The organism is Streptomyces sp. NPDC057638, assembly GCF_042800315.1.
Lineage (GTDB): Bacteria > Actinomycetota > Actinomycetes > Streptomycetales > Streptomycetaceae > Streptomyces.
This window is the reverse complement of the sequence record NZ_JBHVHF010000001.1, coordinates 46,956-62,382: the sequence shown is the minus strand read 5'-3', so window position 1 is coordinate 62,382 and position 15,427 is coordinate 46,956. Positions and strand designations below refer to the sequence as shown.

General features: G+C 67.2%; 3 protein-coding genes. All 3 read right to left on the bottom strand.

What is annotated here, in order from left to right; translation table 11 throughout:
* Positions 1 to 77 precede the first annotated feature (77 nt).
* The 3 genes from ACFVIM_RS00220 to ACFVIM_RS00210 are packed head-to-tail and all read right to left on the bottom strand — an operon-like array spanning position 78 to position 14,004.
* Entirely contained in the window at positions 78 to 5,897 is a 5,820-nt protein-coding gene (locus ACFVIM_RS00220; protein ID WP_384296839.1) for a hypothetical protein, read from the bottom strand.
* A gap of 11 nt (positions 5,898 to 5,908) precedes the next feature.
* Complete coding sequence (locus tag ACFVIM_RS00215; protein ID WP_384296838.1) at positions 5,909 to 8,167, bottom strand: hypothetical protein; 2,259 nt, start codon at positions 8,165 to 8,167, stop codon at positions 5,909 to 5,911.
* A complete protein-coding gene (locus ACFVIM_RS00210; RefSeq protein ID WP_384296837.1) occupies positions 8,164 to 14,004 on the bottom strand; it encodes a DEAD/DEAH box helicase in 5,841 nt (1,946 codons plus the stop codon). The genes ACFVIM_RS00215 and ACFVIM_RS00210 overlap by 4 nt, the downstream gene beginning before the upstream one ends.
* Positions 14,005 to 15,427 lie beyond the last annotated feature (1,423 nt).

The following is a 15,427-nucleotide window of genomic DNA, read 5'->3' as shown; positions in this document are numbered from 1 at the left end:
GCGACTGGCACCGAATCCAGCAGCCCCCACACACTCTGGATTCGGGCCAGCGGCGCCCAACCAGGCGCCACGCCGGGCTACCGAGATGACCAGGCCCGGTGAACAGTCGGCTCCAGAAGGTACAGCTGCTTCTCGTCCTGGACAAGGACGTCAAGCATGCGCAGCTGTTCCAGAGCTTGGTGGGGTTCGGGATGGTCATCCTGGAGAAGCTCCACCAGGTCATCCCATGGCAAGGGCTCATCGAGGTCGACCAACCCAGTCAGGAACGCGCGCATATCAGAGGAGGTCGTGAGCCCCAGTCCGTCCAGGAAATCAGTGCCGAGTGGCCCGGACTCGACCTCTTTCCGGATGCTCTCGCAGATCCCGAGAACGGGGCGGCCACGACGTGCCTGCGTGAGGGCGACATCCAGGAGCATCGGCCACCCACCGGTCGCGTCCATGAGCTGGTTGCGGGCTTCCGTCTGCGTAAAGGGTACGAGCGCCTCCACGTCGGTGGCCCAACTACTGATCCCTTCGGGAGTGACCCGGCGCAAGGGAATCAGCACATTGTCGGGATCGAACTCCGCGGCGAGGTCACGATGCTCCCGATTACAGGCATCAGCGAGTACCACAACCGTCCGGGTGACCCCCGAAGGCGGCTGGATCGTGGCCACCTGTTGGAGCCTCGCCCTGGCCTTCTCGACATCGTTGGACGGGCTGAGCCTCCACACCACGATGCGGTGCGGGGGTCCCGGCTTGCCCGTACTGAGCAGCTCCTTGTAGCGGGCCGGCTTTGTGGACAAGACGATGGGTTCCAACTTGGAAGGGGCCCTGTGCTGCTGGTCCTTCAGAACGGAGATGACGGCGTCCAGTCTGGTGGCGACGCTTCCGATGACGATTCGCAACTCATTACTCGGGGTCGTGAGACGGGCGAGCTGTTGTTCGGTGAGAGGGCTGACGCTGTCGTCGTCGGCGATGGGCCGCCGTGCCTGTGCCGCGGTCAGCTTCGTCAGCGGCTTGGATGTGTCATGGCTCTCCAAAGCCTCCTCGATGGCGCTCTGGTTTCCGAGGAGACGGAGGACGTTCGACGAGCGCAACCTCCAGCCCTGCGGATCGCCGGCAAGGATGCCAAGACCGATCATCTCCTCCAACAGCGCGCGGAATTCGTCGGGTCCTTGTCCGGTGAACCCCTCCGGCCACCAGTCGTCACACGCCTTACTCAATGCCCGAGTGGTGATCCGACGGTCGACGCCACTCGAATGGGCTTCAAGTGCCACGACGAGCGCGATGAGCTTGTAGCGGGGATCCAGTTCGAGGGTGAGGTTGATGGTGTTGCGCGTCCGGTGAGTGAGGTCCTGTGATCCGATGACGCGTTCGAGAACGGCGTTGTCGACGTGCCACGGCGGAGTGCCTGGCGCGGAAGGCGTGGCTACTCGGGTGCTGAGGGACGCCCGCACGAGTGCCTGCCCCACGAGCTGGAGCAGCTTGGGGTGGTAGTTGCAGTAGGCGAGGATCCGGTGAACGAGCTCGTCCGGGATCCGGATTCCCAGCGCTTCGAGGGGCTGCCTGACGAGCCGAAAGGCCGCTGCGGGCGCCAGCGGCCCGATGACTATGGGCTTGCCGAAGTGGGCCTCGTAGAGCGGCTGGTTGGGCAGTCCGGAGAACCGCTGCACCTGGTGAAGGCCCGCGAAGACGGGCTTGAACCTGCGTGAGGTGGTGCTCATGAGTTCACGCAGACGCGTCGTCTGGGGGAAGCTCGCCTGGGCTTCGGCGTCGAAGAAGATATCGCACTCGTCGAACAGCACGAGAAGGCGCCGGGTGGAATCGTCGTCGAGCCAGCCGGTGATGGCGGCGGTGACTCGCTGCTGTGCCGTTCCGCGCCGGGTCTGCTGGGGCGGCGCGATGTTCTTGCGGTCGAGTTCCCGGCTAATCATGTCCCACAGCTCGTCCGTCTTCTGACCGAGACCGAGGGTGGTGGGCAACGGAATGTACAGGGCGACGTGCCCCAGCGTTGTCTCGAAACGGCGTGCGGCGGCTCGCAGAAGTGCCGACTTGCCGAGCTGACGCCCCCCGTAGACGAGGTGGGCACCCGTCGTGGAAGTGATGTCGTTGAGCTCCTGCTGGCGTCCGTAGAACATCTCACTGGGAACCGACTCGTTGGCATCAGGGCGGTAGGGGTTGGTGGCGGCGAATGGAGCGAGGACGCGCTCCGTGGTGGTGAACTGGTTGTTGGCCTTGGACGCCAAGTAGGCCAGGGCTGCCGCATCCAGGCACAGCAAGGGCTTCATGGGCTGCTTGGCTGTCTGCAAGGCGAGTCCACGCCGGGATGTCGCGGACAGCGTGCCCAGCACGACGACGAGGACGGGCAGCGTGCTGGTGTCCTGGTCCGCCCACGCGATCAGTGTGGTCACATCCGACACATCGGGGGTCAGGAGTACACGCAGCCTGCCACCAGCCTCAGAGCCGAAGGCGGGGAGTCGGCATCCACCCAGCAGGTGGACGTCGCTCAGCTCGATCCACTTGCGGTTGGGTGCGTAGGCACCGACCGAGCGTTCACTGCCGTACTCGATGCCCGCGATGCGCAGTGCGCCTCGGAGCGGGTGGTTGTAGTTCTTCTGGGTGCGCCAGTTCCCAAGGAGCTGAGCCCAGGAACAGAGGGTCTCGGTGGTGGTGTTCCGATCGCGGGTACGCAGCTGGGAGAAGTCCAGGCCAAAGTGAGAGCCGCCGGCCCCGACGGCCTCGACGAGTTCCGGTGTGATGCCCTCGGTGAGGCCGTCGGGCACCGAAGGGAAGAAGCGTTCGAGGTCGTCTTCGGGCGCCGAGGTGGGCGGGTCCTCCCCGGTGAGCGCCGTGAGCAGGTACTCCTCCGCCGTTGCCAGATCCCCCGCATCGGCAAGCTGCGTAATCTTCTTCATCACATCGTCGGGGGCGCTGACCCGCACGTTGTTGATCTCCCCCCTGGCCCGCTGCATGAGATTTGCTCGGGCAAGCTTGGCCAGCTCGGGCATGCTCTCGTCGATCTCGTGGAGCTGCCGGTGAACGGCGCTGAAGTCGTCGCCCGCCAGATCGGCTTCAGCGGCCTCGATCCGTGTGGTGATGTCCGAGCGGCCCGGTTCGGGAAGGCAGCCCTGCCGAGTAGCGGTCGCCACTTTGTCCCGGACCCCGTCGATCGCCACGCGTGCCTCGGTCAGCGCACGCCCCCGGTCCTGCTCGATTGCGCTCCGAAGGCAGTTGTCGTCCTCATCGGACTCGCCCTCGGCTGCCTCAACCGCGACACGGGCCGCGGCGAAGTTGCCAGCCTTCGCCTGTCCGTGTGCCGCCTCCGTCCACGAGCGGTTCCAGGCGCGCTCGATGTCGTCGAGAGTCACCGTGCGGGATGGTCGCAGGGTCCTCGTCAAGGGCAACTCGTGGCAACGCAGCAGGTCAGCGTGGAGAGCCTGGTCCGGCGTCGGTTCGGCTCCGGGCAGTGTGGCGCCGTCCAGCAGTCGGATCGTGGTCTGGACACTGTCGAGCACCGTCTTGGTGATCGTCGCACTGAGCGGATGGGAGTCCATGTCGGCATGTGCGCGCAGCTCGGTGTAGGCGTCCTGAGTCTGGGCTCGGACCTCGTGGCGCAGATTGGTGAGAGCGCTGTTCAGCACGGGCCCGCGGGCTACGGCGCGGGTAGCCAGAAGCCAGGTGTTGACGATATCTAGCGACTCCACCGCGTATTCAAGGATGCGACGACGAGCGGCGCCCTGCAGCACCGCACCCTTGTTCTCCTTGCGGAATTCATAATCGATGGACTTGAGTTCCTTGCTCAGCGCGGGCTGTGTGAGCTTGCGCATCTGGGCGGCCACCTGATCGGCACGGTCACGCCGGTCATCAGCCGCCGCGGTGACCAGGGATCCGATCAGGCCGTCGGGGTTCCACCACTCACGAACGATCCTCTCCGCACGGGGAAAGTGGAGGCTCCGCGGCGCCGCGAGGTGCAGGCGGGCGTCTTCCGAGGCACGGCTGACTTCAGCGTCGGCTTCGCTGACGCCTTCCAGGACGTTGAGACCGCCGACCGCTGTGAGTTGGCCGCGCGCGGAGGCGGTTCCCACCGCACGGCAGAGCTGCTGGAAGTGCGTCATCCCGGCGCAGGCGTCGGAGAGCGCGTTGACCATCTCCCCGGCGTTGGGGTCAGCGGTGAGGAGAGCCGCTCGCAGGGCGGACGCGAGCAACAGCATCCGCTCGTCCTTGCCCGGCACGCTGGGGTGGTTGCTTTCCTTGTCGATTCGTTCGCGCAGGGCACTGGCGCACGGCCCTGTCTCGGAGCGCACGCAGTGGGCCAAGTGGAGCGTCACCAGTGCCTGCTGGAGGGGAAGACGACCATCTGCGTGGGCCGCGTGCCCTGCCAGCGCGAGTTCATCCGAGGAGATCAGGCGCCGGATCAGCTCTGTGGCGACAGGAGTGAGCTCCCGTGGACCGGGCTGAGCGGCGGGCGGTATGGGAACCGTCGTCTCTTCCCTGTCCGCCGCTGCCTCAGCCATCGGGGGCTCGGCCACGGTCGGGGCGGCTACGGAAGGAAGTGAGGCCACTTCGGGCTGTGGATCCGGCACAGGCGCGAGTGGCCTGTCAGTAGCCGCAGCGGTGTCGGGTGCAGGTGCGGTCGTCGTGGGAGGAGTGGCCGATTGCGGGGCTGGTGTGCTCGCCGTGGGCTCCGGGGCGCCATCCGCGGAGGCTGCTGGCGCGGTAACCTTCCCCCGCAGAATCAGCGTGGCGACGCTGTTGATGTCCTGAGACGCTTCCTTGAGAAGGACGTGGAGGTCATCGACGGCGGAATCATCGTCGCTGGCGTTGGCGTCGGCCAGCTCCACCAGGAGCCGGAGGTGTTCCGTTTCGGCTGCGGAAGCGTCGAGCTCAAGCAGACGGTTCGCCTGTGCCCGGACGGCCTCCAGGGGAGCATTGCCCGGGGGGCCCTGGAGTCCGACCACACGCAGCACCGCCGCACGGTGGCGGGCCCGCCCCGACAGCTCGACCGCGACCGTGTTCGCCGCAGTGGACAGTGCCCGGACATCGAGCGGGTTCGGTAGTGGGACCGCAGAGGCCCAGACTCTGAGATCTTCGTGCAAGGCCAGCGTGGCCGTGCGCAGGGCCGTGAGCGCGTCCAAGTCGTCATGAGTGGGTGCTCGCTCCGCAACCAGATGCGTGCTGACGCGGGATACGGCGGACCGCGCGGAGGCGAGTAGCGCCTCCAAGTCCTCAGCCCGGCGTTTCCAGTCGGCATACTCTGGTGCCCGTCCCTCGGACCACGCTCCGGCCTCAGGGCCGGTGCCCTCGACGGTTTCGGGGGCGGCCTCCGTGACGGGAGCACCGTACGCATGGGGCAGGCGGGGACGCCACGCGCCCTCCAGGACGGAGCAGGCGTCGATGACACTCTGGACGTCGTCCTTCGGCCACGCCGGCATGGGGAACCGTTGCAGAGCATGGCGCAGAAGAGCCGTGTGGCCAGGAGTGGCGAGGGGAAACGAGAGGGCCGCCAGCATGAGTTCCGGACGGGACTCGGAGAACGCCGCGACAGCACCGTCGAGCTTCTGATCGTCGCCATGTCGCTCGTAGTCGTCGATGGCACCGGCCAGTGCAGTGAGCGTGGGGGCGGAGATCGTGCCCGCAGCGCCTTGCTGCAACTCGGGGTTGCGTTTGCGCAGTGTCGTCAGACACTGCTCGGCCGCTCTCGGGCTGAGCCTGGCGGAAGGCACTCGCAGGATCTGCAGCATCCTGATGCGGTCACGGCTGCGGACGCGCTGCAGCAACCGGAGCAGAACAGTGGCGTCGAGGGCGTCGAGCACGTCTCCGATCGGATTACCCAGACGCTCGATGGTCTGGCCGAGCTCCTGCACCAAACCAGCGGGAGGAGTCGGCAGTTGAAGCTTGGTCGCTGCGTCGCGTGTCATGGTGGTGGGCCTCAAGAGCATCCAGTCAAGTTCTCGTGCCAAGAAGGAGGTTGTTCGGTGCCGCGACGGTGGCCGCGAACGAAGGTGTAGCCGTCGGGGAGGGTTGTCGCGGCTCCGGGGCCGAGCATCTGGACGCGCCACCGCGCATATCCGGTCCGCGCATCACCACCTGGCTGCTGCCCTGGGGGAAGCTTACGGAGGCCGGGCGGCACGTAGTGTGCTTTTACATGATTTCGCATCGCTTGGTGTTCGAGCGTGGCCAAAGGCTTTCCCTTCGCGGACGCTTCATCCGCGGGCCACCATGTGAAGAGATCCGGTTCACCCGTCACTTCTTTGCGTTCCAGGAGCCCTCGGCTGGCCAAGTCCTCGCAGGTATGGATCACCGTCCACAGCAGCTGGGGCGGGACGGGGCCGGGACCGAACAGCGCGGCGCTGAGCCGGTGGCCCTGCATCGAACGGGTGTCGAACATGCCCGTTGTGCCGTGTTGACGGAGCGCGGCGACGATAAGGGAGCACAGGCTGTGGACCGCCGGTGCGTACCCCGTACGCGGCGTCCTCGGGGGAACCGAGGGCCGATGTTCGGAATCGGGAGGGGTGAGCCCGAGATGACGCAACAGTACATCCATGTCACAGTCCCAGAGGAACGGGCCGTCCTCGCCGAAGTGGAGCGGCTCGTCCAGCAGAGCCGTGACGGCGTGCACACGGCGTCCGCCACGCGGAACGGTGACGGTCAGCCTGATGCCGGGGTAGAACGACCACGGCCAGTCGACACCGGTCAACGTCGATTCCTCGACGACGGATTCCCTCGGAACGCCCGGGTCGTCCACATCACCGTCGTGGTGGAGTTCGATGACGACGGAACCGTCTGCCAATCGGTCACGGACGCACGCGGGTACCGGAAGTGTGCCCTGGTCGACGTCACGCGGCAGCAAACAGCAGGTGTAGACCGCAAGATGGTCATCGAGGTGTTCGATGAACGGACCAGGCTCGCCGGGACTGGTCTCCTCCAACAGGGGAGGCACCTCGATGTCCTCCGGAGGGACGAATTCCACCCTGCCAGGAGCCCCGTCCGGGGACGGCGGTACGCCGGAGAGGCATCCGGTGTGTTCGCCGTACCCGATCCCCAGTGCCGCCAGCGGATCCGCACCGTTGACGTACCAGGGAAGAGGAGGCTGCTGGGCGCGCCAGACCCCACCCTGTTGCCAGAGGTCGTCGATACGCAGATCGGCTTGTCCCGTCGACTCAGTCGCGTGGCGGGCGATCGCCAGATTGACGGTAGCAAGGGAGGCCAGCGCGGTCGGGCCATCAGCGAGGTCCCGCTCTCCGGCCGCGTCACAGGCGGCCCGCAGCAGCGGCCAGGCAGCGGTGTAGCGCGGTGGGCCGTTGCGGGCCCGGCGCACCCGGTGCACGACTTCGTCGATCACGGAGCCGGGCACGCTGACCGCGTCGGTTCCGGCGACGGCGTACGGTCCCCACATACGCAGGTCGGGCGTACATCGGAGCAGGTCGGCGACAGTGCCGAAGCTCGCCGTCAGCGCCCGGGCCAGCAAATCGGTGTCGGAGGGATCGTCCAAGAGCCCGCCGAGTGGACCGGTGGTCAGCAGGGGGCGGGCTTCGTTCAGCAGATGCCTCTGGTAGTAGGCCACGTCTTCGAGGAGCGCAAGGTCCGGCGTCGGATACAGGCCGGTCGAGGTGATATGACCATGCTCGTCAAGGAGTCCGGTCCGGCGCAGTCTGGCCGTCTCCTTGATCTCAACCGCGGAGGGCGGGCCGAAGGCTCCGGTGTCCACGACCAACGACTCCTCACGACCCCAGAGGCCGTCCGGGCGGAGGGAACCAGCACGATCGCCTGATCGGGCGGCGGGGATCCATCCGTCCACTTCGCAGTCCGGCGAGACACCGAACTTGCCCACGGCCTCCGCCCACAACCAGCGTGTGCCGCGCTCGATACAGAGAAAGGCGCCGATCGGTACCGCTGGCCGAGCCCCGTCGGGTGCGGGGCGGATCACGTGGAAGTGCGTCGGGTCCAACAGTGCCGAGTGGTAAGCGCCAAGGGCGAGGTCGAAGCCAAAGTGCAGGGCGTTCCAAGCGCAGGCGAGGTGCAGGACGCCGCCACGCGCGACCGTGACCTGCCTGAGGTACCGGCCCGTACGGAGTACGTCCGCGGCATCCATCTGATCTGCGCCGAGCAGCAGCTCCGGCAGGAACAGGGGCTCGTCGTCGAAGGGGGCCCACGCGGGTGGGTCCGTCGGGGGTGGCGGCATGCTCATACCTCCTGCCGAGGACGTTCAGCGTAACGGCGTAGCCTCCACAGCACTCCTCCCTCGGCGGACAGCGCTTGGCCGTCCGCGTTGAGGCGCTCCAGAGCCGAGGTCACATCGGCGGACCTGATTCCGGGGTCTACACCACGCAGCCGGTGGTACAGCAAGCGCGGCCACAATGGTCGGCGGACGCCGTCCCGGCGGGACACGTAGGTCTCTTCTCCGCGCAAAACCCTGCGGATCATCGTCGGTGCCAACCCTCGGTAGTTGTCCCAGAGCAGGGCGTAGACCCACTGATCGACGGCACGGCAGTAGGGCTCACTGTCGCGGTGCACCGTCGGCCGTGGCCGGGGGGTGTTCAGCGCACGCAGCAGCCGCGGGGACGTCCCGGCGGACACGTCGGTGGCCCAGCACGTGGAGCAACGGGTCGCCGGGGTAGCGCACACGTGCCCGGCCCGACCGGACGGGGCATCGGCGAAATAGGTGCCGAACGCCTCGGTCGCGCAGTCGGTGGCGTCGTACCAGTCACGCAGGTCCGCCAGGTCCTGGCGGGCTCGCTCCCGGGCGGCGCGCATACGGATGTCGAAGGCATCCGGCACGGGCGTACCCTCCGCCACCCGCACCGCGGTCAGAACGCGTCGGTTTCCGGCCTGCGAGACGTCGACCGCGCCCAGATCATGCAAGGCGGCCAGTGTGGTCCATGCGGCGGCCGGGTCGGGAACCGCCACGGCGCCGTCGTACCGGAGCAATCTGTACACGTCGACGACCTGATGGGCTCCAGGTCGCCGTTGGGCGAGCGCGGTGACGAGAGCCGCCGCCGGCCCCCACTCCGGGCTGGAAGGCGGTTTGGCACCGGGTATCGGTGTGATCCGCACCCGCTCGGGGAAGTCGCCCAGGTCAGTCAGTGCGTCCAAGGAGGCCAGGACTGCCAGCGCGCGCACCACGGAGGTGCGATATGTGTCCCAGATCGTGGCCTGCCGTGACTGCTGGGCGGAGAGCAGTCCTTCCTGAAGATCGGCAGCCATGCAGGCAGTCGCGATTCGCTCGGCATCGAGGACCCCGGACACACCGGCCATCAGCACCGAGCGACCCAACCTCCGCAGGACATCGGGGGAAAGACCCTGGGCCGCCAGCCAGGCCACGGTTCTCAGACCACGGCCCGTGCCGAGCGCCAGGCCCGCCGATGGAGCATCCACCTCGTTCTGTTCCCGCCCGGCCTGGTCCCGGCCTGCTCGTCCGAGCTGCTGGTAGAGGGCTGACAGGTCTGTGGGCGGTGAGACCACGAACACGCAGCGGATGTCCCGACGGTTCACCCCTAGGCCGAACGCACTCGTCGCGACGATCAGCAACGGCGCGAATCCCTCCTCACCTCGGCCCGGTGCCTCCCTGAACTCCGCGAGCACCGCGGCCTTCTCCACCTCCGGCAACCTCCCGTGGAAGCGCCGTACACGCTGACTTCCCTGCACGGCGAACTCGCGCAGATGGGTGTAGAGCGCTTCGACCTCCTTCACCGTCAGGCAGTAGAAGATTGCGTGATCCTCGCACGCCTCGGCGACCCGCTCGGCGAGACCTGCGATCGCCTGCGGACCACCGGCCCGCATAGCCCTCCGGTAGAGCGCCAGTTCAGGACGGAGCGGCGACGCCTGCACCGTCACCAGTGCCTCACCGTCCACTGCGGCGGCGTCCAAACCGAACAGTCCCTCCCGCAGCCCCGCCCGCACTTCCCTGTTCGCCGTCGCGGTCACCGCCGTTACTTTCACCCCGAACCGTTCCCTCAACTCCCTCAGCAGCAACTCCACCCGACGGAAACTGGGCCGGAAGTCATCGCCCCACTGAACGAACGTGTGTGCCTCGTCCACCGCGACCCGCTCCAGCGCACCGGTGCGGGCGGCTTGTCGCAGAAGATCCGCGAAACGGCGGTCCACGAGCCGTTCCGGGGACACGTAAACCAGCTTGATGCCGTGCTGACGAGTTCCACGAAGTTGCTCGGCGACCTCAGTCTTGCCACCACGACTGTTCGACTCCGCCATGGGCCCAACCAGGGCCCGTACCATGCCCCCGACCGCTGACGAAAGCTCCAGTGCCTGGTCGGCCATCAACGCCACCAGCGGCGAGACCACCACGGTGACTCCCGGAAGCACCAGGGCCGGCAGCTGGAAGGTGTACGACTTCCCGAACCCCGTGGGCAGCAGCGCGAGCACATCCTGGTTCTCGCCCACTGCGCGGACCACGGCCTGTTGCTCGGGCTTCAACGTGAGTGGACCGTCAGAGAATCGCAGATGCCCGGCGATCGCCTCGCATCGCTCGACCAGCAGTGACGAAAGAGTTCCGGCCTCGCGAGCCCGCGTGACCTCCTGGGCACTGAGTCCAGCCGTGCGGATCCTGCGCGTGGCAGGCAGCACCGTGTGTTCCTCCAGAGCCTCCGGTGTGCACAGCTCACGGGCACGCGATTCCCCGAGTCGACCCTGCTCGGCGAGAAACCGCCAGATGATCTCCCAGCCCTGCGCCATCGTCACAACGTTCCCGCCTGCGACCTCACCCGTGAGCGGGTCGTTCCTGAGCAGTCCTGGATCCAGCGACTCCAGGAAAACCTGCCGGTAGGCCCGGCGCAGCGCGGTCATACCTGCGAGTTTGCGGTCGCTGATGACCACGACGCCCCGGTGATCCACCGAGCGGAGCAGCCGTCCCACTGCTTGGCGTAGGTCCATCGCCGCCAGCGGCAGGTAGTACTCAAGCGTTGCCGCGGTCTCGGGGTCGTCCGCTCCAGCTGCTCTCGCCCGCTCAGCGGCTGCTGAGCGGCGGGCGGCGATGACCGGGTCCACAAAGGGGGCAAACGGCAACTTGTTGATCCACACCACGCCCAGTCGACGGGCCGGGAAGTCGACGCCCTGCCACATACCGCGCGTGGCGACGCAGAAGCCCCCCATGTCACGGAACTCCCTTGCCGCACGCGCGTTGCCCAGCAGCGGTGCCACCGCCACCGGCAGCGCGCTCCCGTCCGCGGCAAGCCGCTCCAGCAGCCTTTCCGAAACGGCCTCCGCCGCCGCCGTGGATGTCGTCAGTGCCAGCGCACCGTACTCGAAGGTCCCGTGTCGCTCCCGGACAACTTCACGCGCGTAACCCGCCAACTGATGTGCGACCGTACGATAAGCGGCCTGCGGATGCTCGGCCCAGCTGGGGAAGTCCGCGAAGCACAGCAGACGGGCCTGCCGAGAGGAGTCGAACGGGCTGGAAAGCGCGTGCGCGTCCACTTCGCTGCCCAGGCCCAGACGCTGCCGCACGAATGTCCATGACCCCGCCACCTGGAGCGTCGCCGACACGTAGAGGACCCGGCCGAAGCCAGTGCGAACCCGGTGCCACTGCGGATCCGCACTCAGCTCGATCGGCGCTGAGGAGACCGAGAAGGGATAGCGGCGCGCCGCCACCGCGGCGGTGACTTCCCCGTCCTCGCTGGCGAACACCACCCGGTTCGCCAAGCCCGTCTTCGCGGTCAACCCGGGCAGGAGCTGCTGTGACGGTTCGTCCGTCAGGTACGGTGCGCTCTCCGGCGGTTCCTCGTCCGCTTCCAGTTCGTCGTCGCCGTCGTCCGGGTCCGTTTCATCCGCCGTGTCCGCGGTGTCCACCGGCGCCGGAGAAGTCCCCAGCACATCGCGGGCATCCGCCACCAGTGTCACGGCCTCCTGGGCCAGCAGTCCCATGCGTGAGGTGAGCAGTGCGATACGTTCGCGTTCCCACCACGGAGACTGCCGTACCTCCGGCAGTCCCGTCAGTCGTGCCAGCTCCCGGCCAACCGTCTGAGCCCAGCCGCCCAGCTGCTCAAGACGCCCCACCAGCTGGCGGGCACCGGCCACCGCAACCAATCCTCCATAGGGACTCGCCAATGTCGCCACCCGGCGTCCTGGCTCTCCTCCCACCGCGTCGAACACCCCTTGCGCTGCACGGGGCATCGCCTCGGTCTCCAGCAACCGCTGCCCCTCCCGCAGCAGCCTGGAGAACTCCGAAAGGTCGGCGCGCCGGAAGTCCCGGGCCCACCGTTCCGTGTCCGCGAGCAAGTCCTCCACCGCGCGGATGTCGACCTGCGCTGTCGATGCCACGGTCACCGCCTGTTCCAGCGCGTGTGCCTCATCAGCCACCAACAAGGTTGAATGGTCGAAGGCCCCGACCTGCGTCTGGAGCAGAGCGTGGTTCGCGATCACGAGTCTGTGTCCCGTGACGGCCTCTCCCACGGAGTCCGTCCACGGCGCGAGCGGTGAGCCCGAACCACGGCGATAATCCTCCGTCTCCTGGCTCAGGCTCGCCAGCCACAACGGAAGCACCCCGCCAGACGAAGCCTGTGCGTACTCAACCACGAACGTCGGCAGGTCCTGTGCGTCCACGCTGCGCGCCGACCACAACCGCGCCCGTCCCCGGGCCGTCACCAACCTGCGTACGAACCAGACCAGGATCTCGCGGAACACCACATCGCTGACGAAGCGGGGCCGTCGGGCCTGGCCGCCACCCGCCACCGTGGCCGCATCCACCAATGCGGCCACCAGAGACCGCAACGACACCCGGTTGCGCTGGCCCTTCACTACATCGGCGAGTGGTTCCAGACCGGGCGTCACACGAGCCAGTGCGACCACATCCCCCGCCAGCTGTCCCTGCAGCTGACGGGTGAACGTGGAGACAACCACCCGCCGGTGGGGGTCCGCCGCGAGCCAGTCCAAGGCCACGGCCAACACCGCCAAGCTCTTGCCGGTACCTGTGGGGGCCTCACACAGCCCATCCCGCCCCGCGTCGATCTGATCGCCGAGCCAGCGCGCCATCTCTTGCTGCGCCGAACGCCGTTCCACTTCCCCGCCCTCGGCGACAGCCAGCGCGAGCCTGTACGGATCCGTCCGCCCGCCAGAGCCCAGCAGTCGATCCGGAAGAGTGAGTGCGGCCAGCCCCGGCTTCTTTCCGTCCAGCGAGCGGACGGGCTCTCCGCACTCGCCCAGCGACTCCGCCAGCAGCTCCGCAACGCTCTCATCGTCCACGGCCCCACTCGGCTTCCGGTCCGCCAAGGACGCCACCAAGGACCACGCGGCGGACCCCGCTCCCACGGACGTCACAAGTCGCCACCACGGATCGGACCAGCCAACCGTCTCCTCCGCCGCCGCCTTCACCACCAGTGCGGTCACCCGAGCGTCCACCACGGCGTCATGCAACCGGCCGGTCCGCACCTCGACTCCCACGGACGAGGCCACGTCTCCCAGTCGGTAGGATTCCAACCACGGCCACACCACCTGCGTCAGGTACAAAGCGTCTATCCGCTGGACCCCATCGACAACAGGGACCGTCGCCCGCGAACACTCCGTGTCGAGCCACTTGAAGTCCGCGACCGTCCCGTTGAACGCCACCAGCACATCCGCGTCTCCGAGCCACTCCCGGAAGTCGCCCAACACATCCGCTGCAGAGCGGGCTTGATGCCCGTACTGTGCCAGGGAATTTTTCCCACGGATGAGTGCCTCCCACTCCGGATCCGGGAGCCGTAGCCAGCCCTCGAACTCTGGCGCTTCAGTCACCCATCCTTCATCGGCGGACAGCCGTGCCGCACCGATCTGGTAGATCCGCCTTTCCCCACCCGGATGCCGGGCGTTGGCACGAACCGCGGCCTCGACATCGAAGACCACCGCCCGCAGCGGCCCCGGTTCACGCTGGTCGCCTTCTTCTGGGCCTCCCGCGTCGGCCGCGCACGCCTCGACCATCCCCTGGCGCGTCCTCACGACTCCCAGATGCTCAGCCTTGTGGACCAACCGAATCAGACGTTGTCGACTCGCCCCGGGCCAGAACTCGCGGACGGCCCGCAACAGGGCCTCCGAGTCCATGGCACCGCGTTCCCGCAACAACTCAGCCAACCGGTGGACCAACGCATCCAACACCCGGAGCCCCCTAGCGCTTGCCGAGCGCCAAGTCGACCATATTTGTGACGGGTCGACCAGCGATTCGCGGATCCTCCCCACCTGGTTCGGACAACTGCCCTCTCTTGGTAGCCGGATAACCACGATGGGGCCGTGGCCAGGCGCTCTCCCGGCGGAACACACTCCGGGACGGCGAGCGCTACTGGTGCAAGTGTCTGACCCGTATCCCATGAGGATGAAGGTTTCCGACCCACACCAGCGCCTATGAAGAACACCAGTACGACCCCGCAGGTGGTTGTCCCGCACGGGACAACCACCCCACCACTCATAATGCTGCTCGTCCCGGGCGAGGCGCCCCGGCCGCCCAAGTCGTATCCTCAGAGCGAGGCTCAGTGCCAGATGCTCAAACTAGGGACACACCAGCCTGTCGACAACAGCTTCGCGCGGGTCGCGTTGTGTCTGGCATCCCGCCCTCAGCCCAGGCGAACACCCTGGTAGCCCAAGCAGCCGATCAAGGTGGTAGCAGACCATCGCTCTGGTTGCCGGACGCTCTCCTGACCCCTCTCAGCGTGTCAACAGCCCGCCGGATCTTGTCAGCAGCCTCGGGCGGAACTCCTTCCAGGCGGATCGTAAGCAGCAGGTCGCACACAAGCGCCTGTCGGAGGTACTGAATTTGCAAGTCGCCCAAGGCTCGGTTCAAATTTTGCCGCCTCCCCAATTCAGCAACCAACCTGTCCAGGGCAAGGAAAACCGCGTCGGCCGGATCGCCAGCTGAGCCGTCCAGCCTCTGGGTTCTCCTGGAGAGAGACAGCTCCTCGGATGGCTTCACTTGCGGTTCCTCCTGTGGGTCACAGCGGCATGTCCAGAATCCGCAAACGGAGCACGCATCGTTGCCCTCGCCTTCGCCCTTGACCATGGCGCTTCCCCCCTCTCCGCTGTCGACGCGGCCCTCGGTGGTTAAGTGGGTACCCGGATTGGGGCAACCAGGCAGAGCGGCTGACGCAAGGTCCGGCAGAGGGGTGCCGGGGGTCGAAGGGAATGTCATCAGTAGTGTCCGTCCCAGTACGAAGAAGAACTGGTCCCCGCATCTGCGGGGGTGAACCCCGACCTAGGTGGGCCGGCTGTAGCAAGCCGTCATCGTCCCCGCTTCAGCGGGGGGTAGCTTCAACGAGAGGGAATCGGTCACATGCATCTGCCTCCTGCGGCGACTCCTGCGAAGGGTGACCTCACCCAGAGCGACCTGAGGAAGGTTTCCTTCAACCTGCCCACCTCGGTCGCGAGAATGTAATGCCCTTCTCGCGACCGAGGTGGGCCCGGCCTGCAACAGCCGGACCCACCTCGGTCGTTTCCTAAACTCGCGCGATCCACGGTCGTCACCGCGAGCAGACCC